At 69.8% G+C, this 21,471-nt stretch carries 19 protein-coding genes; 14 read left to right on the top strand and 5 right to left on the bottom strand.

What is annotated here, in order from left to right; translation table 11 throughout:
- Nucleotides 1–28 precede the first annotated feature (28 nt).
- Nucleotides 29–868 (top strand): RNA methyltransferase, encoded by an 840-nt coding sequence (locus tag AQI70_RS17135; protein ID WP_062150375.1) that lies wholly within the window; start codon nt 29–31, stop codon nt 866–868.
- Here the strand turns inward: AQI70_RS17135 and AQI70_RS17130 are convergent.
- Nucleotides 840–1,874 carry a CgeB family protein gene (locus tag AQI70_RS17130; protein ID WP_107117014.1) on the bottom strand — a complete coding sequence of 345 codons (1,035 nt, stop codon included), beginning with the start codon at nt 1,872–1,874 and terminating at the stop codon, nt 840–842. The two genes, AQI70_RS17135 and AQI70_RS17130, sit on opposite strands and share 29 nt — an antisense overlap.
- A gap of 115 nt (nt 1,875–1,989) precedes the next feature.
- Nucleotides 1,990–2,742 carry an rRNA methyltransferase gene (locus tag AQI70_RS17125; protein WP_062150368.1) on the bottom strand — a complete coding sequence of 251 codons (753 nt, stop codon included), beginning with the start codon at nt 2,740–2,742 and terminating at the stop codon, nt 1,990–1,992.
- A gap of 250 nt (nt 2,743–2,992) precedes the next feature.
- On the opposite strand from AQI70_RS17125, the gene AQI70_RS17120 reads away from it, so the two are divergent.
- Nucleotides 2,993–3,961, top strand: a complete 969-nt coding sequence (locus AQI70_RS17120) for an NAD-dependent epimerase/dehydratase family protein (protein ID WP_062150366.1) — start codon at nt 2,993–2,995, stop codon at nt 3,959–3,961.
- 1 nt (nt 3,962) lies between these two features.
- Here AQI70_RS17120 and AQI70_RS17115 read toward each other — a convergent pair whose 3' ends face one another.
- The gene (locus AQI70_RS17115; protein ID WP_062150363.1) at nt 3,963–4,796 is read right to left on the bottom strand and encodes a glycosyltransferase family A protein; all 834 of its coding nucleotides are present in this window, start codon (nt 4,794–4,796) and stop codon (nt 3,963–3,965) included.
- 219 nt (nt 4,797–5,015) lie between these two features.
- Between AQI70_RS17115 and AQI70_RS17110 the strand changes: the two genes are divergently transcribed.
- Nucleotides 5,016–6,083, top strand: a complete 1,068-nt coding sequence (locus AQI70_RS17110) for a GDSL-type esterase/lipase family protein (protein ID WP_244181699.1) — start codon at nt 5,016–5,018, stop codon at nt 6,081–6,083.
- Nucleotides 6,084–6,116: 33 nt separating this feature from the next.
- Here the strand turns inward: AQI70_RS17110 and AQI70_RS39205 are convergent, their stop codons facing one another.
- Together AQI70_RS39205 and AQI70_RS17100 are read right to left on the bottom strand one after the other, a co-directional pair.
- A complete protein-coding gene (locus AQI70_RS39205; protein ID WP_062150356.1) occupies nt 6,117–6,368 on the bottom strand; it encodes a response regulator transcription factor in 252 nt (83 codons plus the stop codon).
- A gap of 641 nt (nt 6,369–7,009) precedes the next feature.
- Nucleotides 7,010–7,261, bottom strand: coding sequence for a LuxR C-terminal-related transcriptional regulator (locus AQI70_RS17100; RefSeq protein ID WP_003998241.1), 252 nt, complete (start codon nt 7,259–7,261; stop codon nt 7,010–7,012).
- 482 nt (nt 7,262–7,743) lie between these two features.
- On the opposite strand from AQI70_RS17100, the gene AQI70_RS17095 reads away from it, so the two are divergent.
- From AQI70_RS17095 to AQI70_RS17045, 11 genes are all read left to right on the top strand, one after another.
- The gene (locus tag AQI70_RS17095; RefSeq protein ID WP_062150353.1) at nt 7,744–8,154 is read left to right on the top strand and encodes a cupin domain-containing protein; all 411 of its coding nucleotides are present in this window, start codon (nt 7,744–7,746) and stop codon (nt 8,152–8,154) included.
- Complete coding sequence (locus tag AQI70_RS17090) at nt 8,151–8,846, top strand: NAD-dependent epimerase/dehydratase family protein (protein ID WP_003998239.1); 696 nt, start codon at nt 8,151–8,153, stop codon at nt 8,844–8,846. Before AQI70_RS17095 ends, AQI70_RS17090 begins: the two co-directional genes overlap by 4 nt.
- Entirely contained in the window at nt 8,843–10,066 is a 1,224-nt protein-coding gene (locus tag AQI70_RS17085; protein WP_062150350.1) for a class I SAM-dependent methyltransferase, read from the top strand. The genes AQI70_RS17090 and AQI70_RS17085 overlap by 4 nt, the downstream gene beginning before the upstream one ends.
- A gap of 37 nt (nt 10,067–10,103) precedes the next feature.
- Nucleotides 10,104–11,501: a cation:proton antiporter gene (locus tag AQI70_RS17080; protein WP_244181698.1), complete on the top strand. Its 1,398-nt coding sequence runs from the start codon at nt 10,104–10,106 to the stop codon at nt 11,499–11,501.
- 150 nt (nt 11,502–11,651) lie between these two features.
- Nucleotides 11,652–12,686: a ketoacyl-ACP synthase III family protein gene (locus AQI70_RS17075; protein WP_062150341.1), complete on the top strand. Its 1,035-nt coding sequence runs from the start codon at nt 11,652–11,654 to the stop codon at nt 12,684–12,686.
- Nucleotides 12,683–16,537 carry a type I polyketide synthase gene (locus AQI70_RS17070; RefSeq protein WP_079051338.1) on the top strand — a complete coding sequence of 1,285 codons (3,855 nt, stop codon included), beginning with the start codon at nt 12,683–12,685 and terminating at the stop codon, nt 16,535–16,537. The genes AQI70_RS17075 and AQI70_RS17070 overlap by 4 nt, the downstream gene beginning before the upstream one ends.
- A 189-nt stretch (nt 16,538–16,726) precedes the next feature.
- On the top strand, nt 16,727–17,794 hold the full coding sequence (locus AQI70_RS17065) for a glucose-1-phosphate thymidylyltransferase (RefSeq protein ID WP_062150338.1): 1,068 nt from the start codon (nt 16,727–16,729) through the stop codon (nt 17,792–17,794).
- A 50-nt stretch (nt 17,795–17,844) separates the two neighbouring features.
- Complete coding sequence (gene rfbB, locus AQI70_RS17060) at nt 17,845–18,879, top strand: dTDP-glucose 4,6-dehydratase (protein ID WP_062151887.1); 1,035 nt, start codon at nt 17,845–17,847, stop codon at nt 18,877–18,879.
- 72 nt (nt 18,880–18,951) lie between these two features.
- Nucleotides 18,952–19,980, top strand: coding sequence for an NAD-dependent epimerase/dehydratase family protein (locus AQI70_RS17055; RefSeq protein ID WP_062150335.1), 1,029 nt, complete (start codon nt 18,952–18,954; stop codon nt 19,978–19,980).
- Nucleotides 19,981–20,086: 106 nt separating this feature from the next.
- The gene (locus AQI70_RS17050; RefSeq protein WP_244181696.1) at nt 20,087–20,755 is read left to right on the top strand and encodes a class I SAM-dependent methyltransferase; all 669 of its coding nucleotides are present in this window, start codon (nt 20,087–20,089) and stop codon (nt 20,753–20,755) included.
- Nucleotides 20,756–20,789: 34 nt separating this feature from the next.
- Complete coding sequence (locus tag AQI70_RS17045; protein ID WP_062150330.1) at nt 20,790–21,461, top strand: phytanoyl-CoA dioxygenase family protein; 672 nt, start codon at nt 20,790–20,792, stop codon at nt 21,459–21,461.
- The last annotated feature ends 10 nt before the right edge of the window (nt 21,462–21,471 follow it).

Here is a 21,471-nt window from a genome sequence, read left to right as displayed (position 1 = left end):
TCGAATGGCAAGATCACGTGGAGAGCGGATGCCGGCGGCTCGGCGGATCACCTCACGCAACGCTCGTTTCCAGCAGTGGCAGGCACTGCTCGGCAACCGCAACAAGCGCACGCGCGCCGGTGAGTTCCTGGTTATGGGAGTCCGCCCGATCTCGCTCGCGGTGGAGCACGGCTGGCCCGTACGCACGCTTCTCTACGACGGACAGCGGGAGCTGTCGAAGTGGGCGCGGGAGCTTCTTCGTACGGTGCGGACGGAGCAGATCGCGATGGCCCCGGACCTGCTGATGGAGCTGGGGGAGAAGAACGAGGCACCGCCCGAGGTGGTCGCCGTCGTGGAGATGCCCGCCGACGACCTCGACCGGATCCCGGTCCGGGAGGACTTCCTGGGCGTAGTGTTCGACCGGCCGACCAGTCCGGGGAACATCGGCAGCATCATTCGCTCGGCGGATGCCCTGGGCGCCCACGGGCTGATCGTGGCGGGGCACGCCGCCGACGTCTACGACCCGAAATCGGTCCGGTCGAGCACCGGCTCGCTGTTCTCCCTGCCCGCCGTCCGGGTGCCGTCACCGGGCGAGGTGATGGACTGGGTGGAGGCCCGCCGGGCCGCCGGCACCCCGATCGTCCTGGTCGGTACGGACGAGCACGGCGACTGCGACGTGTTCGACTTCGACTTCACCCAGCCGACCCTGCTGCTGATCGGCAATGAGACAGCCGGGCTCAGCAACGCCTGGCGTACGTTGTGCGACTACACGGTCAGCATCCCGATGACCGGCTCCGCGAGTTCGCTGAACGCGGCGAACGCCGCGACCGCGATCCTCTATGAAGCCGTTCGGCAGCGGATCAGCGGAAGAACCGCAGCAACTCCCTGAGCAGCCGGGGGTAGTTGTACCTGGCCCGCGCCCGGTCCTGGATCTGCCCCACGATCTCCGCGTGCCGCTCGAAGTCGCCTGCCAGACGGCCCAACGTGGCAGCGGGATCCGAGCCCAGCGTCAGAGCCTCGACGTCACCCTCGTACACGGAGGACATGAATTCCGCTTCGGGCGGCAGCACCGGCAGGGAGCCCGACGCGAGTGTCTCGAGCATCCGGGCCGTGAACAGCCCCGTGTCGGCCACGAGCGGGCTGACCAGCACCGGCGTGATGACGGCCCGCCCCATCTCGGTGACGACATGCCCGAACGGCACCGGCGGCTGGACCTCGACGCCGCTCAGCCGTTCCGGCTCCCCGGAGGTGATGTCCTCGAAGCCGGGGCAGGTCTCCCCGTCCCACCACCGCCCGCAGACCCGAATCCGCCGCAGCCGGGCCTGTCTGGCGGCTTCCACGACCTCGATGAACGGCTTCCACCGCCCCCAGTTGCTGCCGATGTACTGCAGCTCGTAGTCCCGCTCCGGACCGAGCTCCCGTGGATGCCGTACCAGCTGGGGCATTCCGAAACAGGGGAAGAACTCTGCCCCGTCGGGCAGGGGGCCCGTCAACTTGGGCTGCAGGACGAGGTCACTGAGCGCGGAGTAGAGCCGTCGCCAATTCTCGATCGAGTGGGTGCCGACGGAGCTGTCGTCGGCGGTGGCGACACCGCCCCAGTGGCCGTCGAAATCGATTATCAGGCGCCGGTCCCTGGGAAACGAGCAGGCCAGTTCGATCTGCTCGTCCGACAGATACTGCCGGGCCTCGAACATGAACACCAGATGTGTTCCCCAGCGCACGTCCGGCTCCACCGGAAGATGCCGCGGGATCTGCTCGTCCATCCGCGAAAGCGGGCCGCTGACCCGGACCTCACAGCCCGCTTCACCCGCCGCCTCCACATAGGCGGCAACGGTCTGGCTGAATCCCGCCTGCCAATGAAAATTCCCGGCTACGAGCACCCGGGCTTCCGCCATTCCGCCCTCCAAAGGACACACCTGTAGCCACCACTGGCGCTGTGAGTCTAGAGAAAAGGAACTGGGGAAAACACTGGAGAAAACACTGGGGAAAAAATTCAGCCGGGACCGCCGCTCAGGGGCAGGCCTCCAGCACATCGGCTGCCCGGACCAGTACGGCCGACCGGGTGCCGATCTTCAGCCGCTCCAGGGCCCGTACGGGAGCCACCGGGATCTTACGGCTGCGGTCGGTGACGGCGATCACCGCATGCGCGGGCAGCGCCGACGCGAGCGAACGCAGCAGGCCCGCCACCGGCTGCCCGGGCACCTGCCCTTCCCAGTGCGTGCGCTCGCCGTACGGCAGGTCGGTCAGCACGACATCGGGCGCGGACCCGGCGATGACGGCGGACAGCGCACGCGGATCGAAGACGTCCGCGGTGCGGATGGCGCACGGCAGCGCACCGCCCTCCGCCGTCAGGCGCTCCCGCAGCCGGCGGGCGGCCTGCGCGGCCTCCAGATAGGAGGGCTTCCCGAAACGCTCGCTCTGCTCCCGCCGTTCGAGCTCGCGCGCGGTCAGCCCGGCCGGTGAGAGCAGGGCGAGATTCTTCGCCGCGAGCTCCAGCGGGGCGGGATCCACATCGGAGGCGATCACCTGCCGCAGCGAGCGCCGGTGCAGCAGCCCCAGCACCGTCAGTAGGTAACCGCTGCCGCAGCACGGGTCCCACAGCGTCACCGGACCGTCGCCCGGGAGGCGGGCAACGGCCCGCTGGAAGATCTCGGTCGCCAGGCGGACGGGGAAGGCGGGGTAACCCGGCGCGGAGTGGAGCACGACACCGCAGGCGAGGTCGGAACTGTCGATCCGCTCCACGGCGTGGCGGTACGCACTCACCTGTCCACTCCCCAGTACTTCGGAACCGCCTCCGTCGCAGCCCTGAAGCGATCATAGTGCCGCGGCCCCGGGGGAGCTCGCCGCTGCCGCCGGACGGACCGGTCACCGGCGCCTCCGAGGGCTGTCGGTCGTCCCAGGTGAAGCCGGGTGGCCGGCGCGGTCACCGCGCCGAATCTCTGAGGTTTTCCCGAATGTGCCCCGACCTACGATTGCCGCACTCCGATGCCGTAGTTGCGAGGAAGGGCGGGCCATGTCCATGTTCCCGGGGTTCTCAGCCGGAACACGTCTGCTGGTGACCGGAGGGGCGGGCTTCATCGGCTCGCACGTGGTCGACGCCTTCCTGGAGGCCGGGGCCGAGGTCACCGTGGTGGACGACCTGACCACCGGTGACCCGGAACGTCTGGACCCACGTGCGATCATCCGTCGCGTCGACGTGACCGATGCCGCCGCCCTCGACGAGGCCGTGCGGTCGGCACGCCCCGACGTCATCTGCCATCTCGCGGCCCAGATCGACGTCCGGGTCTCGGTGGCCACACCGGCCGTCGACGCGCGGGTCAACGTGGAGGGCACCATCAACGTGCTGGAAGCGGCGCACGCCGTCGGGGCGCGGGTCGTGTTCGCCTCCACCGGCGGGGCGCTCTACGGGGAAGGCGTTCCGGTCCCGACGAACGAGGACACGCTGCCCAGGCCGGGGGCGCCCTACGGCACGGCCAAGTACTGCGCGGAGCAGTACATCGGCCTGTTCAACCGGCTGCACGGAACCGAGCACAGCGTGCTGCGGCTCGGCAACGTGTACGGACCCCGGCAGAGCCCGGGCGGTGAGGCGGGCGTCATCGCCATCTACTGCGGGCTGGCGTCCGAGGGCGCAGTGCCCACGGTGTTCGGCGACGGTTCGCAGACCCGCGACTACGTGTACGTCGGAGACGTCGCCGCGGCGTTCGTCGCCGCCGTACGGCACCGTCGGCCCGGCGTCTGGAACATCGGCACGGGCAAGGGAAGCACGGTGCTGGAGGTCCTCGACCACATCGCCGCCGCCTCCGGGCGCGACCTGCGTCCCCGTTTCGCGCCCCGCCGGCCGGGCGAGATCCAGCACAGCACCCTGGACGTCACTCGCGTCGCCGCCGACCTGGGCTGGACCGCGTCCGTCCCGCTGGAGAAGGGCATCGCCGCCACCTACGCCTGGGTCCGTTCCGGCTCGCCCGTCCGGCAGCAGGCCTGACTCACTTGCGCAGGCGCAGCAGGAGTCCGTGGCCGACGCCGATCGCGGTGGCGGCCCCGTACACGCAGAACAGCAGTGGTGTGCAGCGCGACTCCGGTGCGGTGCGGTGCCGGGTCAGCTCCTTGCGGAGTCCCGCCACCGACTGGTGCCGCCGCGCCTCCGAACGCCCCTGCCAGTAGGCCCGGCGCAGGAGGTAGCGGAGGGTGAGCCGGCCGGGGTCGACATCGTGGACGACCGCGTGCTCGGGCAGCAGGCACTCGCGCGCACCCGCCTCCTTCATCAGCGCGATGAAGGAAGTGTCCTCACCGGACTGCAGGTTGCCGCCGGTGCGGCTCAGGTCCAGGTCGAAGGTGAGGCCCTGGCGGCGCGCGAAGTCGGCGTCGACGCCCATGCAGGCGCCCCAGATCTTGATGTCCCCGCGGTCGCGGTGCCAGCCGACGAGGTGGAACTGCCCCGAGGACAGGAACCAGGGCAGCCGGCGGAGCTCTCGCGGCGGTCGCAGCCGCGCACCGACCACGTGCGCCCCGGCGCGGAACGCGGCGCGGACGGCGTCCACGGCGGAGGCCTCCAGCCGCACGTCGTCGTCCACGAACAGCACGTGCCGGTCGGCCCATTCCCGCAGCACCGTGTTACGGGACGCCGACAGCCCTCGCGTGGCCCCCAGGATGCGCATCGTCCCCCCGGCCTCGTTCACCTGGGTGGCGACCTTCTCGGCCTCAGGTGTCACCGGCCGGTCCAGCAGCACGACGTATTCGTCACCGTTCAACTGGTCGAGGTTGTGCCGCAGATGCCGGCGGACGTTCTCCAGACGGAAGGCACAGACCGCCACCACCATTGGACGCCGCCCGGGGGTGTTCCGGTCCGCAGTCTCTTTCTTGTCCACAGTCACTCCAGTATGGCTGCGTTCCGCCGGCGGGAGCACTCGCGAGTGCCAGTCGTCATTCATCGTATGAACTGCTTTCTAAGAAATGTGCTAAAGAATCGGCGGCTCCGACCGCATTGGCGCTGTTAGTCTCGAAGCGTCGGCCTACCAGAACGACTGGACAGGTGAGGGATGTTGGAAGCAGGGCGCCTCATTCGGGCGAACGACCCGGTGCTGACCTATCGCGGCGCGGTCTCCCTCCAGGAGGTCGACGGTGGAATAGCGCCCTGGCGAATACCTTTCCAGGAACGGCACCTGTTCTTTCCCGAGGGCGGCGTGGGACGCGCTGCGATGCCGTCGGGGGTGCGGGTCACTTTCCGGACCGACGCCGAGGGGCTCGCATTCCGGTACGCGGCCCGTCCTGCTCCCGAGATGCCGGGCCCGCCCGAGACGGCGCACGTCGACGTACGAGTGGACGGCAAGCCGGTCGCCAGCCTCCCCCTGGTGACCGACCGGGAGGTCCACACGTGCCGGGTCGGGGCACTGCCGGGCGGCAGCGACCGCCTTGTGGAGCTGTGGCTGCCCGCCCTGAACCAGTTCGTCCTGCACGGCGTGGAGTTACCGGCAGGCGCCGAGGTGGGCCGGGACACCCATACCGCGCCCCGCTGGGTCCACTACGGGGCCTCCGAGTCGCAGGGCAGAGGGGCGCTGTCGCCCACCCGGAACTGGACCGCGACCGTCGCCACCGAACTCGGGCTGGACCTGACCTCGCTGGCGATCGGGGCGGGCTGCTACCTCCAGCCGCTCTTCGCGACCCTGCTCCGCGACCTGCCCGCCGATCTGATCACGTGCATGGTCGGCATGAACATCTATGGCACGCGTGCCCTGAACCAGTTCACCTACCGGCCGAACCTGGTCGGGCTGGTCCGGATCATCCGGGAGCGACACCCCTCGACCCCGCTGGTCATCGCGTCCCACCACTACTCGCCCTGGCACGACCCGTTGGAAGGAGACGGATACCTGTCCTTGACGGAGGTCCGGGAGCAGACCCGTGAGGTGGTCGATCTGCTGCGCGCGGCCGGTGACGAGAACGTCCACTACGTCCACGGCCCGAGCCTCGCCGGCCCCGAAACCGCCCACCTGTACGTCGAGCCGCGGTACACCGATCCGCTGCACTTCAACCAGGAGGGGCACGACCTGCTGGCGGCCGCTTTCCAACGGAAGCTCGTGGAACTGGTGCCGGACCTGGTGCGGTCCTGACTCCCGGACTTTCCCCGCAAGGCACTGAAGAGCCTAGGAATCCGCGGACGTATCGGGGGGATGGTCGGATCCTTCTGAATCGCCGATGTGTCCGGGAAGCCCATGGGCGAAGGCAACCAGTCCGGCCTGAAGACGGGACTCGACCCCGAGCTTCGCCAGTATCTGGGCCATATGAGCCTTGATGGTGCGCTCGGTGACCCCGAGCAGCGCGGCGATCTCACGGTTGGAGTAGCCGTGGCTCAGCAGCAGGAAGACCTGGAGCTCGCGCTCGGAGAGTAAATGCACCTGGCTCAGCCCTTCCAGCCAGGGGAACTGGTCCTCGTGGAGAAATCGATCGTCGCCAGAATCACTGGAATCGCAGCCGGAATATGGCAAAGTCTGGCCCCCGTATGAGCGTGTGGTCCTTGCATGCCCTAAGAGGTCATCCGACGCATCGAGTATCAAGGCACCGAAAGGGCGCCACCGCTGAACTATGAAGACGTGAGGCGATACCACCCATGCGACGAATGGTCCTGGACATTACTCATCTTGATCATCTTATCGCATCTATGGCCGGGTTGGGGCGCCTTGGTGCCGCCTACTGTCGTGAGCAGGGCCCGCCGAGGCGTGGGCAAGGCGGATAAGGCCGCCCGTGCCCGGTGTGCACACGGCAATCGCGCCGCACGGAAGGAAGGTGGCTTCACGTCCGTCCGGCGCCACCGCGCCCGGGCGCCGGTGATGCACCTCGAAGAATCCGGCATCCCGGCGGCCACCCCGCCCTGAAACGGGGCGCGTCACCTGCTTTGGTCGGCCGGCCTGCCCGCCCCGTAATCAACGGATCGTTGCGGGCGATATCAAAACCCGTTTCGACAAGCTTTCGCATTGGCGACATGCGCGTTTTGTCCAGCTCGGCGACGAAGGCGCCCGCTACCGCCCGTGGCAGCGGGTCAATTGACGCGTTCCTGCAGAACCCTGGGGGGCCATACCTCGGATCTCAGGATTCCCAGCGCGTAGGCCTTGGCGACGAGGGCGGTGCGGTTGGGCACCCGGAAGCGCTCCATCATCTTGCTGACGTGGTACTCGACCCCCTGGCGGCTGAGGTAGAGCTTGCTTGCGATGCAGGTGGTGCGCTCACCTGCGGCGATGCGTTCGATGATCTTGGCGTCCAGGCTGGATAAGGTCGTGGGGGCGGTTCTCACCCGGTACTCCCTGGGGGAAGAGTGCTGAGAGGTGTCGAGAGCGCCGGAGCGGGACCAGGCACCGGCGGCTGACTCCTTTGTACCCAACACTCGTTCACCAGGAGTAGTGGACTTTTGTTCAGGTGGCAGTCGCAGTTCTTGGACATTGGGTTGTTCGAGCAAATGGGGCGGGTTTCGGGGGGCCTGCGGCCAGGTGACCGGACTTCACGATCATGACGGCCGGCAAGGGGCTGCGCCTGCCGAGTAGTTGAGGCGCTCCGGGCCGTAACGGGCCCGTCCTGCGCTGTGGCTGCCCGTTACGGCCCCGAAACCGCGGGTAACAGGCATCTGGCCGGCCGGAAAACTCGCGGGACGTCACGCGGTGTTGCCGGCGGACGAGACCCGAATCATGGGCGCCGCCGACAGGACTAGAAATTTCCTTACACGTGCCCGACTTATCCTCGACGCCTGCGAATCTGTGGCGTGGAACGAGTGGAGACGGCATGAAAATCGATGTGCTGCGGCCGACCTGTAACCTGGATACGGTGCGGGACGGGCGCGGCGGAATTTTCACCTGGGTCCCCCCGGAGCCCATCCTGGAATTCAATATGCTGCACCTGTACCCGGGAAAGGTGCGCGGCCTGCATTATCACCCGCACTTTGTCGAATACCTGCTGTTCGTCGAGGGCTCAGGCGTGCTGATCACCAAGGACGACGCCGAAGACCCCAACTGCAAAGAGGAATTCATCCACGTCTCGCGCGGGGTCTGCACCAGGACGCCGGCCGGGGTCATGCACTCCGTCCACGCCATCTCATCCCTGACGTTCATCGCCATGCTCACCAAGCCCTGGGACGAATGCGATCCGCCGCTGGTTCAGGTCGAGCCGCTGCCGCACACGCTGGAGCGCCCGTGAGGGTCGCGGTGGTCGGCGCCGGGGGGTTCGTCGGCACGGCCGTCACCCGGGCACTGGGTTCCGCGGCCATTCCCGTGACTCGTGCCAACTACGAGGAGGCACGCCGTAGCGGCCCCTTCGACGTTCTGGTCAACGCGGCCTGCCCCTCCCGGCGTTACTGGGCCCGGCAGCACCCCGACGACGACCGCCGCGAGACGGTCGACAAGACCCGGGCGCTCCTTCGCGACTGGGAGTGGGACCGCTTCGTCCAGATCAGCACCATCTCCGCGCGCACCCAGCTGGACACCCCGTACGGCCGGAACCGGGCCGAGGCCGAGGAGCTCTGCGCGGGCCATCTGGTCGTCCGCCTGGGCCCCATGTACGGCGACAGCAACACCAAGGGCGTTCTCATCGACATCCTCGAAGAGCAGCCGGTCTACGCGCACGGCGAGTCGCGCCAGAGCTTCGCGCCGGTCGAGTGGTGCGGCGGCTGGGTGGCCTCCCACCTCGACGCCGAGGGGCTGTGGGAGGTGGGGGCGCGGACGACGGTCAGCCTGCGGGAGATCAGGGACGCGGTCGGTTCGCGTTCCGTCTTCGCCGGCGCCCGCAAGGACGACCAGTTCCCCCTGGTCAGCGAACCCGACTGGCCGGACGCCGCAGATGTCATCGGCTGGCTCAGGGCCCGTAGCCGAGCACTGACTGGAGAATCATGAGCACGACCGGTCACTCGACCGTCATCGACCGTTGCCGGATCTGCGACAACACCGAGTTGCTGCCCGTGCTCGACCTCGGACCGCAGGCCCTCACCGGCGTGTTCCCGCGGACCCGCGGCGAGGACGTGCCGTACGTTCCGCTGGAGCTGGTGCGCTGCTCGCCCAGCGGGTGCGAACTGGTGCAGCTGCGCCACACCGCCGACTTCGGCCTCATGTACGGCGAGGGCTACGGCTACCGGTCCAGCCTCAACCGCTCCATGGCGGACCACCTGCGCGGCAAGGTCGCCGCCATCACCAGCCTGGTCGACCTCGGCCCCGGCGACCTGGTCGTGGACATCGGCAGCAACGACGGCACCCTGCTGGCGGCCTACCCCGCCGACGGGCCCTCCCTGGTCGGTGTGGACCCCGCCGCCACCGTCTTCGCCGCGTCCTACCCGCCGGGCGTCGAGCTGATCCCCGACTTCTTCGCATACGACCTGCTCGGCGGGCGCCGCGCCAAGGTCGTCACCTCGATCGCGATGTTCTACGACCTGCCGCGTCCCATGGAGTTCATGCGGGAGGTCGGGCGCCTGCTGACGGACGACGGCATCTGGGTGACCGAGCAGAGCTATCTGCCCGCGATGCTCCATGCCTGCGCCTACGACGTGGTCTGCCACGAGCACCTGGACTACTACGGGCTGCGCCAGATCGAGTGGATGGCCGAGCGCACCGGCCTGAAGGTGGTGGATGCCGAGCTGACCCCCGTCTACGGCGGAAGCCTCTCGCTCGTGCTGGCCCGCCGCGGCTCCTCTCGCCAGGTCAACGAGCCGGCGCTGGCCCGCATCCGCGCCGGGGAGACGGACCTGCCCTACGCGGAGTTCGCCCGGCGGACCGAGGAGTCCCGTGACCGACTCCTGGAATTCCTCACCGCCTCACGGGACAAGGGGCTGCACACCCTTGGCTACGGCGCCTCGACGAAGGGCAACGTCATCCTGCAGTACTGCGGCCTGGACGAGACGCTCCTGCCCTGCATCGCCGAGGTGAACGAGGACAAGTTCGGCTGCTACACGCCCGGCACGAACATCCCGATCGTCTCCGAGGAGGAGGCCCGGGCGCTTGAGCCCGACCAGTTCCTGGTCCTCCCTTGGATCTACCGGGACGCGATGGTCGCCCGGGAACGCGACTTCCTGGCCTCGGGAGGCAGCCTGGTCTTTCCGCTGCCCACGCTGGAAGTCGTGTGATCCGGTGGCAGAGGTGAAATCGCGCGGCACTACCCGCGTGCTTGCCGTGTGCCTGCTGTCGGTGCTGCCGCTGCTGGCCGCGGCCCTGCTGCTGTGGCACGGGACCACGGGCAAGGACGACGCGGAGCGACCTGAGTCCGGGAGTGCCACGCCGGGGGGTGCGCCGCATGTCGAGGCGTGGCAGTTGCTGCTCGCCCTCGCCGTGGTGGTAGCCGTCGCGCGGGCCTGCGGAGCGCTGGTCAGCCGGCACTTGGCCCAGCCACGCGTGGTGGGCGAGATGATCTCCGGGATCGTCCTCGGCCCTTCGGTGCTCGGCCTCGTCGCCCCCGGGGTCTACGACGCCCTCTTCCCCGCCGCCCTCCACTCCTACCTCAACCTCGTCGCCCAGATCGGGCTGGCGCTGTTCATGTTCCTGATCGGCATGGAGTTCGGTGACACCCACCATGAAGGCGCGGGCCGCACCGGGGCCGCCGTAGGAATCGTCGGCGTCTGCGTGTCGTTCGCCCTCGGCTGTGCCCTGGGATACGCGCTGTACACCGGCTATGCCCCGGACGGCGTCGGCTTCCTGCCGTTCACCCTCTTCCTGGGCATCGCCATGAGCGTGACCGCCTTCCCCGTGCTGGCGCGGCTGCTGATGGAACGCGGGATGCTCCAGTCCCGGGCGGGGACCTACGCCATCGTGGGAGCCGCCACCGCCGATCTCGCCTGCTGGCTGCTGCTCGCGGGTCTCGTCGCCCTGTTGCGCGGCGGTTCGCCCCTGGGCGTGCTGCGCACCCTCGCGCTCACCGCGGTCTTCTTCGGCGTCATGGTGGTGCTCGTCCGCCCCGCCCTGCGGCGCGTCCTGGAGCGGCCGGAGCGCCGGCTCCCCGACGGCGGCGTGCTCACGCTGATCATCCCCGGCGTCCTGCTGTCCGCGGTCGCCACCGAGCTCATAGGCATCCATCTCATCTTCGGCGCCTTCCTGTTCGGCGCCATCTGCCCGAAGACCGCGCCGGCCCTGGTGGACGCCCGCGGCAAACTGCAGGAACTCGTCACCGCCGTACTGTTGCCGCCGTTCTTCGCCTCGGTCGGCCTGAAGACCGACCTGCTGCAACTCGGCCAGGGCGGCGGCGCCCTGTGGGTGTGGGCCGGCGTCGCTCTGCTGGTGGCCGTCGTCGGCAAACTGGCGGGCAGCGCGGCGGCAGCGGCGCTGATGTCGGTGGAGCGCGTCGACGCCCTGCGCATCGGCGTGCTCATGAACTGCCGCGGACTGACCGAGCTGGTGATCCTCACCATCGGGCTCGAACTCGGCGTTCTGACACCGGCGTTGTTCACCATGCTGGTCATCGTCACCCTGTGCGCCACCGTCATGACCGCGCCGCTGCTCGACCTGCTCGACCGCGCCGAGGCGCGCACCGCGCCCGCCCGTACAAAAGCGAGTTCCGTCACTCGCTGACGAGGGCGCGGCGAATTCTGCCCGGGAAACGCCGGGGCGGGTCTAGGTGATTCCCTCAAGAATACCGACAAAACGCTGACTATGATCGTCAACAGAATGCAGATTTGTGCGCGCCGGGTCCAGTAAGCCTGAAAACAGGGAGGTGGGTTGGTGCACATAGCCGACCTGTACATCGGTGCTCTCGGCGTCTTCGTACCGCCCGTGGTGAGCGTCGAATGGGCCGTGGAACGCGGCCTCTATCCGGCCGAAGAGGCCGAGGCACACGAGCTCGGCGGAGTCGCCATAGCCGGCGACGTCCCCCCTCCGGAAATGGCCTTGCGGGCGGCGCAACAGGCGGTGAAGAGGTGGGGCGGATCGCCGACGGAATTCGATCTGCTGCTGTATGCGAGCACGTGGCACCAGGGCCCGGACGGCTGGCCGCCCCAGGCGTACCTGCAGCGGCACCTGGTGGGCGGGGACATGCTCGCCCTGGAGATCAGGCAGGGCTGCAACGGCGTGTTCAGCGCGCTGGAACTCGCCGTCGGCTACCTGCAGGCCGATCCGAACCGCACGAGCGCGCTGATCGTCGCCGCCGACAACTACGGAACGCCGCTGATCGACCGGTGGCGGATGGGCCCCGGCTTCATCGGCGGCGACGCCGCCTCCGCCCTGGTGCTGACCAAGCGGCCCGGCTTCGCCCGGCTCTGCTCGGTGGCCTCCAAGGGGCTGCCGGAGATCGAGTCGCTGCACCGCGGTGACGAGCCGTTGTTCCCGCCGAGCATCACCCGGGGCCGTCCCACCGACTTCAGCGCCCGTATCGGCCAGCAGTTCGCCACCCGCAGCCCCGCCTCCGTCGCGATGGCCGAGATCCAGGACCACATGACGGACGTGGCCGAGCGCGCCCTGGCCGGGGCCGGCATCGGGATGGCGGACGTCGCCCGCGTCTCCTTCATGAACTACTCACGCGAAGTGGTCGAGCAGCGCTGCATGGCGGCCTGGGGACTGCCGCTGTCCCGGTCGACCTGGGAATTCGGCCGGGAGATCGGCCACTGCGGGGCCAGCGACCACCTGCTGTCCATGGAACACCTCGTACGGACCGGTGAGCTCGCCCCCGGCGACCACGTCCTGCAACTCGCCACGGCCCCGGGCCTGGTGGTGTCCAGCGCCGTCCTTCAGGTTCTCGAATCGCCGGACTGGGACGAATGATGAATACCGGCAACGACGAACGGAATATGCCCGTGATATCCCTTGATCGCCCGGCGGACTCCCTCTCTCCGGTGGCCGTGGTCGGGATCGGATGCCGGTTCCCTGGTGGCGTCAACTCGCCCGGGGAATTCTGGGACCTGTTGACGGCCGGACGTAACACCGTCGGCGAGATGCCCCCCGACCGCTGGGAAGAGTACCGGGACTTCGGTCCGCGGTTCGATGCGGCGCTGCGGACGGCGATTCGCTCCGGCAGTTTCCTGGACCACGACATCGCGGGTTTCGACGCCAAATTCTTCGGCATCTCGCCGCGCGAGGCCGAGCTGATGGACCCGCAGCAGCGCCTCATGCTGGAGGTGGCCTGGCAGGCGCTGGAGCACGCGGGCATCCCGCCGCACACGCTGGCAGGGACCGACACCGGTGTGTTCGCCGGGGTCTGCACCTACGACTATGGCGCGGGCCGGCTGGAAGACCTGCCGAACATCGACGCATGGACGGGGATCGGCGCGGCGGTGTGCGCCGTGTCCAACCGCGTCTCCCACGCGCTCGACCTGCGCGGGCCCAGCCTCTCCATCGACACCGCGTGCTCGGCCTCCCTGGTGGCGCTGCACACCGCCGCGCAGAGCCTGCGGCTCGGCGAGTGCACCGTGGCGCTGGCCGGGGGCGTCAACCTGCTGGTGTCACCGGGCCAGACGATCGCCCTGGGCACGGCCGGCGCGCTGGCGCCCGACGGCCGGAGCAAGCCGTTCGCCGCGTCGGCCGACGGCTACGGCCGCGGCGAGGGCTGCGGCGTCCTGGTCCTGAAGCTGCTGACGGACGCCGTACGCGACGGTGACCGGGTGCTGGCGGTGCTGCGTGGCAGCGCCGTCAACCAGGACGGGCGTACCAACGGCATCATGGCCCCCTGCGGGCAGGCCCAGGAGCACGTCATGAGGCGCGCCCTGACGGCCGCGGGCGTCGCTGCCGACACCGTTGACTTCGTCGAGGCCCACGGCACCGGTACCCGCCTCGGCGACCCCATGGAGATCGGCGCGATCGCCGCGGTCTACGGACGTGACCGCTCCGGCCAGGAGCCGTGCGCGGTCGGGTCGGTGAAGTCCAACATCGGGCATCTGGAGGGGGCCGCCGGGGTCGCCGGGGTCATCAAGGCGATCCTCGCCCTCGACGAGGACCAGATCCCGGCCAGCCTGCTGGACGGCGACCCGAACCCCGAGATCGACTGGGCCGGCCTCGACATCCGGCTGGCGACCCGGGCCCTGCCGTGGCCCGAGCGTCCGCACCCCCGCCGGGCGGCTGTGTCCGGTTTCGGCTACGGCGGCACCGTGGCCCATGTGGTCCTCGAACAGGCGCCCACCGCGCCCGCCCGCCCCGCGCCGGAGCCGGCCGGAACCCTGTTCCCGGTGTCCGCCGCCTCCCCGGAGGCGCTCCGCGACCGCGCGGCCGCGCTCGCCGAGCGGGTCGAGGAGGGCGCGGACCTGGCCTCGGTCGGGCACACCCTGGCCCATCGGCAGTCCCCGCTGGTCCACCGGGCAGCCGTCGTGGCGGCCGACCGTGACGAACTGGCCGCCGGGCTGCGCGCGCTGGCCACCCAGGAGCCCGCGCCCGGTCTCGTCACCGGGGCCGCGCTGCAGGATGCCGGCCGTCCCGTCTGGGTGTTCTCGGGTCACGGTTCCCAGTGGGCCGGGATGGGCCGCGAACTGCTGGAAGCCGAGCCGGTCTTCGCCGAGGTGATCGACGAACTGGAGCCGGTGTTCAAGGAGGAGATCGGGTTCTCGCCCCGGCAGATGCTGCTGGAGGGCGACCACACCGAGGTCGACGGCGCCCAGACCATGATCTTCGCGATGCAGCTCGGGCTCGCCGCGCTGTGGCGGTCACGGGGCGTCGAGCCCGCCGCTGTCATCGGCCACTCGGTCGGTGAGATCGCCGCCGCCGTCACCGCCGGGGCGCTGACCGTGACCGACGGGGCCCGGCTGATCTGCCGTAGGTCGCTGCTGCTGCGCGAGGCCGCGGGGCGTGGCGCGATGGCGATGGTCAGCCTGCCCTTCGACGAGGCCGCCGAGCGGCTCGCGGGCAACGACGCGGTCGTCGCGGCCATCGCGTCCTCGACGACGTCCACCGTGATCTCCGGTGACCCCGGGGAGGTGGACAAGGTCGTCGGCCGCTGGACCGACGAGGGGCTGGTCGTACGGCGGGTCGCCTCCGACGTGGCCTTCCACAGCCCGCACATGGACCCCCTGCTCGACCGGCTGCGCGCGGCCGCCGACGAGCTGAGTCCCAGCGCACCGCACACGCCGCTCTACACGACGGCGCTCGCGGACCCGCGGGCCACGGTGACCGCCGACGGCGCGTACTGGGCGGCGAACCTGCGCAACCCGGTGCGGCTCGCCGCCGCGATCACCGCCGCGGCCGAGGACGGCCACCGGGCGTTCGTCGAGCTGTCCCCGCACCCCGTGGTCGCGCACTCGATCCACGAGACGCTGGCCGAACGCGGCGTGGAGGACGTGTTCGTCGGACCGACGCTACGGCGCAACCAGCCCGAGGTCCGGACGTTCCGCGCCGCCGTGGGCGCGGCCCACTGCCACGGCGTGAGCGTGGACTGGTCGGCGCTCCAACCGAACGGGAACCTCGAAGCCCTGCCGCCCTACCCCTGGCAGCACCGCCCGCTGTGGCGTTCCATCGCCGGGGCGCGAGCGGCCGAGCGCGGCCACGACGTCGACTCGCACACGCTGCTGGGCACGCCCGGCGGCGTCGCGGGCAGCGACCTGCGGCTGTGGCACAGCACGCTGGACGACGACAGCCGCCCATACCCGGGCAGCCACGCCCTCAACGGTGTGGAGATCGTCCCGGCCGCCGTGCTGGCGGTCACGTTCCTGGCGGCCGGCGCCGAGGGCGAAGAGCGCCGCGCCCTCCAGGACATGACGATGACCCACCCGGTGCTGACGGCGGGTCAGCGGCAGATCCAGGTCGTCCGTGAGGGCGAGGTGGTGCGGCTGGCCTCCCGTACGGTCGCGGACGCCGCCGACCCGAACCCCGCCTGGCTCGTCCATGCCGAGGCCCGGACGGCCGCGCCGGACCTCGCCGGTCTGGCGGCGCGGTCGCTGCTGGACCCGGGCGAGCACCGGCTCGAACCGGCCGACCCCGGCCTGGTCTCCCGGCGGCTGGCCGAGGTGGGCGTACCCTCGACCGGTTTCGAATGGAGCGTCGAGCGCCTGTCCGCCGGCCTCGGTGTGCTGCACGCTCAGGTGCTCTCGCCCGACGCCACGTCCTGGGCCCCGCTGCTGGACGCTGTGATGTCGATCGCGCCCGCCGCCTTCGTGGGCCTCCCGCAGCTTCGCATGGTCGTGCACATCGACGAGATCACCGTCGACGGCGCGCCACCGGAGGCGGCGAGGGTGGAGGTCGCGCTCGATCCCCGCGTCGCCGACACCGTGCACGCCCTGGTCACGGACCGGGACGGCCGCCCGGTGGCGAGCCTGCGCGGCCTGCGCTACCCGGTGGTCGAGCAGCCGGCCGCACCGGACACCGACGAGCCGGGCGGCAACGCGGAGGCGGACGCGGTGTCGTTCGCGGGTCTGTCGCCGGACGAGCTGCGTTCCCGGGTGCTCGACGAGGTGCGCGAGCAGATCGCGCAGGAGATGCGACTCGCCCCCACGGCCCTCCACGTTCGCCGCCCGCTGGTGGAGCAGGGGCTCGACTCGGTGATGACGGTGGTGGTCCGCCGCCGGCTGGAGAAGCGCCTCGGCCGGGACGTGCCGGCCAACATCTTCTGGAAGCTGCCCACCATCAGCGACATCGTCGATCACCTGACCGAACGCCTCACGGAACACCCGACGGCGGACGGCCATGCGTCCTGAACGCACGGACTCCGTAACTCATGGCAGTAGGGGACGGCGGGGTGAAAGGGCCGCGCCAGACGGCCCGGAAACCTAGGGAAAACCTGAAAAACACGCCAGTACGATCGTTGTTGGGCGGAGACATTCGATGCCATCTGGAGTTCCCTTGAAACGACCTGATCTGACGGCGCTGACCGCAAGGTGTGGGATATGAAGGCGCTCATATTGGTGGGCGGGGTTGGCTCGAGGCTGCGGCCGATAACGCATACCCAGGCCAAACAACTGGTCCCGGTGGCCAATAGAACTGTTCTCTCCTATGTACTGGATTCCATCAAGGAGGCCGGAATATCGGAGGTCGGGATTGTCGTCGGGGCGACCGCGGCGGAGATCCAGGCTTCCGTGGGAGACGGCGCGGAGTTCGGCCTGGACGTCACCTACATCCAGCAGGACGCCCCGCGCGGGCTGGCCGACGCCGTGCTCGTGTCCCGTGACTTCCTCGGCGACGACGACTTCGTCATGTACCTGGGCGACAACTACGTCGTGGACGGCATCGTCGACTTCGTGGCGGACTTCCGCCGCGACAAGCCCGCCGCGCAGGTCATGCTCGCCCGGGTCGCCGACCCGCGCAGGTTCGGCGTGGCCGAACTGGACGAGAACGGCCGGGTGACCGCGGTCGTGGAGAAGCCCCAGGACCCCAGGAGCGACCTGGCGATCGTCGGCGTGTACGCCTTCAGCTCGGCCGTGCACGAGGCCGTGGCCGGCATCCGGCCCTCCTGGCGGAACGAGCTGGAGATCACCGACGCCCTGCAGTGGCTGGCCGACCACGGGCACGAGGTCGGCTCCACGGTGATCGACCGGTACTGGAAGGACGTCGCGAGCGTCACCGACGTCCTGGAGATGAACCGGCACCTGCTGGAGTCCCTGGAGACCCGCATCGACGGCGAGGTGGACGAGGCCAGCGAACTGGTGGGCCGAGTCGTGGTGGAGGCGGGGGCGAAGATCTCCGGCTCCCGCATCGTCGGTCCCGCCGTCATCGGCCCGGACACGGTGGTGCAGGACTCCTACCTCGGTCCCTTCACCTCCATCGAGGGCAACTGCCGGGTCGCGCACAGCGAGATCCAGTACTCGATCGTTCTGCGTGGCGCTTCGATCGAGGGAGTCGCCCGTGTCGAGGACTCGGTGATCGGCCGGGAGACCGAGGTGAACGCCGCCCCCCGGACGTCGACCGCGCACCGGCTGGTGCTGGGAGACCACAGCCGGGTCCAGGTCGGCGGTTGAACAGGCTTCCGGAGGCGGGGGACGCGACGGTGAAGGCGGCTTACGGGGACATGCGAGACGGCAGCGCGGGTGCGGAACGGAGACGGCACGTCCTGGTCATCGGTGGAGCGGGCTTCATCGGCTCCCAGTACGTGCGCGAACTGGTCCGGGACGGCGATCCGGCGCGGGTGACCGTGCTGGACAAGCTGACCTACGCCGGGAACCTGGCGAACCTGGAGCCGGTCGCCGGCCGGTACACCTTCGTGCACGGCGACATCTGCGACGCCCGGCTGCTCGCCGAGGTGGTCCCCGGCCACGATCTGGTGGTCAACTTCGCGGCCGAGTCGCACGTCGACCGGTCGATCGCCGACGCGGCGCCGTTCATACGTACCAATGTGCAGGGCGTCCAGGCACTCATGCAGGTGTGCCTGGAGGCCGGCACGGCCAGGATCGTGCAGGTCTCCACCGACGAGGTGTACGGCAGCATCGAGACGGGCTCCTGGGACGAGGACGCGCCGATCGCCCCCAACTCGCCCTACGCGGCGTCCAAGGCGGGCGGCGACATGGTCGCCCTCGCCTACGCCCGCACTCATGGGCTGCCGGTGAGCGTGACGCGGTGCGGCAACAACTACGGGCCCTATCAGTTCCCGGAGAAGGTCGTTCCGCTGTTCACCACCCGGCTGCTGGACGGCCACAGCATCCCGCTGTACGGGGATGGCGGCAACGTCCGGGACTGGGTGCACGTGTCCGACCACGTGCGGGGCATCCGGCTGGTCGCCGAACGCGGCCTGCCGGGGCAGGTCTACCACATCGCGGGCTCGGCCGAGCTGACCAATCTGGAACTGACGCAACAACTGCTGGACGCCCTGGGTGCCGGCTGGGACCGGGTCGAGCGTGTACCTGACCGCAAGGGACACGACCGGCGCTACTCGCTCTGCGACGCCCGCCTCGGCGCGCTCGGCTACGCACCCCGGGTGTCGTTCGAGCAAGGCCTCGCCGACACCGTGCGCTGGTACGCCGAGAACCGGGACTGGTGGGAGCCGTTGAACGAGCGCGCGCTGTCCGACGGTATGGCTCTGGCCGGTGCCGACAGCACCCATGACTAGGGGAGACGCCGCCCGCGGGCTTCCCCTTCGCTGACCGAATTCTTTGTTTCGCGTTATTTTCCAGGAGATTTGATGGCGCACTGTCTGGTGACCGGCGGAGCCGGCTTCATCGGCTCGCACGTGGCGGAGGCTCTGATCAGCCGCGGGCACCGGGTATCGGTCCTCGACGACCTCAGCGGCGGCAGCGCCGAGCGTGTCCCCGAGGGCGCGGAGCTGTTCACCGGGTCGGTGACCGATGTGGAGCTGGTCGACAGGCTCTTCGCCGAGCAGCGATTCGACCACGTCTTCCACTTCGCGGCGTTCGCGGCGGAGGCGATCAGCCACTCGGTGAAGAGCCTCAACTACGGCACCAACGTGATGGGCAGCGTGAACCTCATCAACGCGGCGCTGCGAACCGGCGTTTCGTTCTTCTGTTTCGCGTCCTCCGTCGCGGTGTACGGGCACGGCGAGACCCCGATGCGGGAGTCGTCGATCCCGGTACCGGCCGACAGTTACGGCAACGCGAAACTCACGGTCGAGCGCGAGCTGGAAACGACGATGCGGACCCAGGGCCTGCCCTTCACCGCATTCCGTATGCACAACGTGTACGGCGAATGGCAGAACATGCGCGACCCCTATCGCAATGCGGTTGCCATTTTCTTCAACCAGATCCTGCGCGGTGAGCCGATCTCGGTCTACGGCGACGGCGGTCAGGTGCGGGCGTTCAGCTACGTCAAGGACATCGTGGACGTCATCGTGCGCGCCCCCGAGACGGAGAAGGCCTGGGGCCGGGCCTTCAACGTCGGCTCGTCCCGCACCAACACCGTGCTGGAGCTGGCCCAGGCCGTGCGTGCGGCGGCCGGCGTCCCCAGCCACCCCATCGCGCACCTGCCCGCCCGGGACGAGGTGATGGTCGCCTACACCGCCACCGAGGAGGCCCGCGAGGTCTTCGGCGACTGGGCGGACACCCCGCTGGCGGACGGGCTCGCCCGGACCGCCGCGTGGGCCGCCTCCGTCGGCCCCGCCGAACTGCGCTCCTCCTTCGAGATCGAGATCGGCGGAGAGCGCGTCCCGGAGTGGGCGCAGTGTGTGGCCGACCGGCTGAGCGCCGCCGACCGGTGATCCCCAGCCCAAGCCTGTCTCGCTTGGAAGCGCCCCTGACAGTGGAGGTAAGGCAACAGTGAACGATCTTGAGATTCGGCGTCGGGTACGTGAACTCGAGCCGTGGGTGAACGACTTTGTGTACAACGGGGTCCGGTACGCCACCGCCTCCACGCGCGACTACCTGCTGAGCCAGCCGCCCCAGGAGCGGGCCGACGCGTTCTTCGCGGCGTTCCCGGGGGCCAAGCGCGTCCTGGAGCTCGGCGCGCTGGAGGGCGCGGACACCCTGGCGATGTCCGGGCAGCCCGGCGTCGAGATCCTCGCCCTGGAGGGCCGCGAAGAGAACCTGCGCCGTGCCGAGTTCGTCATGGAGGTGCACGGCGTCACCAACGTGGAACTCCGGCTCGCCGACGTGGAGTCGATGGAGTTCGCCGAACTCGGCCACTTCGACGCCACGCTCTGCGCAGGGCTCCTTTACCACGTGCAGCGGCCCTGGGAGCTGCTCGCCGACATCGGCTCCGTCTCCGACTGCCTCTATCTCTCCACCCACTACTGGGGCAGCTCGGACGGGATGACCGACCTCGACGGCTACGCGGTCCACCCCGTCCGCGAAGACCACCCCGAGCCCCAGGCCCGCGGCCTCAGCGTCGACGTGCGCTGGCTGGACCGGCCGTCGCTGATGCGCGCCCTGGAGCGGGCGGGCTTCACCGACGTCGAGGTGCTGCACGAGCGGGCCACGGCAGAGGTCTGCGACATCGTCGCGGCCTGCCGCAAGGCCGGCGTGCCCCGCTCGTGACGCTGCCCGGACGAGGCGAAAGGAGGACGCATCCATGACCACGGCGACACTGGACCGGGCCGCGGCGATCGAGCGGTTCCGACGGGACGGCTTCGCGAACGCGGGCCCGGTTCTCGCCCCGGACGCGATCGCTCGTCTCAAGGCGGGCGCCGAACGGCTCATCACCCGCTTCACCGACGAGGGCCTGCGCTCCGACGACTACTGGAACTTCCCCGTCGAGGGCGATGAGCGTCCCGTCCTCTACCGCGTACACAACCTGGAGAAGCAGGACTGGGCCCCGGAACGGGACCTGCTGCACCGCGAGGAACTGGCGCAGCTCGCCGCCGCGTTCGTGGACGGGCCGGTCGTGCCCACCGCCTACGCGCTCGTCCTCAAGGAGCCGTACCGGGCCGCGGAGGTGCCCTGGCACCGCGACCGCGTCAACGTCGGCCCGCGCACGGTCTGCAATCTGAGCATCTGCCTGGATGACGCCGGACCGCACAACGGATGCCTGGAGGCGGTTCCGGGATCGCACCTGCTCCCCGACGACGCCGAGGTGGCGAAGGTGCGCGCGGCCGGACCCGTGGTTCCGGTCCCGGTCAGCCAGGGCGACGTGGTGGTGCACGACGTCCGGCTCGTCCACGGTTCGGGCCCGAACGCCAACGGCAGTTGGCGGCGGACCATCGTCATCGAGTACGCCGACCCGGCCGCACCGCCGGCGCCCTGAGCGCTGCGCC

Origin of the sequence: Streptomyces curacoi (genome assembly GCF_001513975.1) — a bacterium.
Classification (GTDB): domain Bacteria; phylum Actinomycetota; class Actinomycetes; order Streptomycetales; family Streptomycetaceae; genus Streptomyces; species Streptomyces curacoi.
This window is presented reverse-complemented; position numbering and strand designations above follow the sequence as displayed.

Excerpts from the sequence above, each read along its gene's own strand:
- AQI70_RS17115 (WP_062150363.1), bottom strand. The coding sequence starts at position 4,796 with ATGGTGGTGGCGGTCTGTGCCTTCCGTCTGGAGAACGTCCGCCGGCAT.
- AQI70_RS17065 (WP_062150338.1), top strand. The coding sequence starts at position 16,727 with ATGAAGGCGCTCATATTGGTGGGCGGGGTTGGCTCGAGGCTGCGGCCG.
- AQI70_RS17110 (WP_244181699.1), top strand. The coding sequence starts at position 5,016 with ATGTTGGAAGCAGGGCGCCTCATTCGGGCGAACGACCCGGTGCTGACC.
- AQI70_RS17055 (WP_062150335.1), top strand. The coding sequence starts at position 18,952 with ATGGCGCACTGTCTGGTGACCGGCGGAGCCGGCTTCATCGGCTCGCAC.
- AQI70_RS17045 (WP_062150330.1), top strand. The coding sequence starts at position 20,790 with ATGACCACGGCGACACTGGACCGGGCCGCGGCGATCGAGCGGTTCCGA.
- AQI70_RS17130 (WP_107117014.1), bottom strand. The coding sequence starts at position 1,874 with ATGGCGGAAGCCCGGGTGCTCGTAGCCGGGAATTTTCATTGGCAGGCG.
- AQI70_RS17135 (WP_062150375.1), top strand. The coding sequence starts at position 29 with ATGCCGGCGGCTCGGCGGATCACCTCACGCAACGCTCGTTTCCAGCAG.
- AQI70_RS17085 (WP_062150350.1), top strand. The coding sequence starts at position 8,843 with ATGAGCACGACCGGTCACTCGACCGTCATCGACCGTTGCCGGATCTGC.
- AQI70_RS17120 (WP_062150366.1), top strand. The coding sequence starts at position 2,993 with ATGTCCATGTTCCCGGGGTTCTCAGCCGGAACACGTCTGCTGGTGACC.
- rfbB (WP_062151887.1), top strand. The coding sequence starts at position 17,845 with ATGCGAGACGGCAGCGCGGGTGCGGAACGGAGACGGCACGTCCTGGTC.
- AQI70_RS17070 (WP_079051338.1), top strand. The coding sequence starts at position 12,683 with ATGATGAATACCGGCAACGACGAACGGAATATGCCCGTGATATCCCTT.
- AQI70_RS17095 (WP_062150353.1), top strand. The coding sequence starts at position 7,744 with ATGAAAATCGATGTGCTGCGGCCGACCTGTAACCTGGATACGGTGCGG.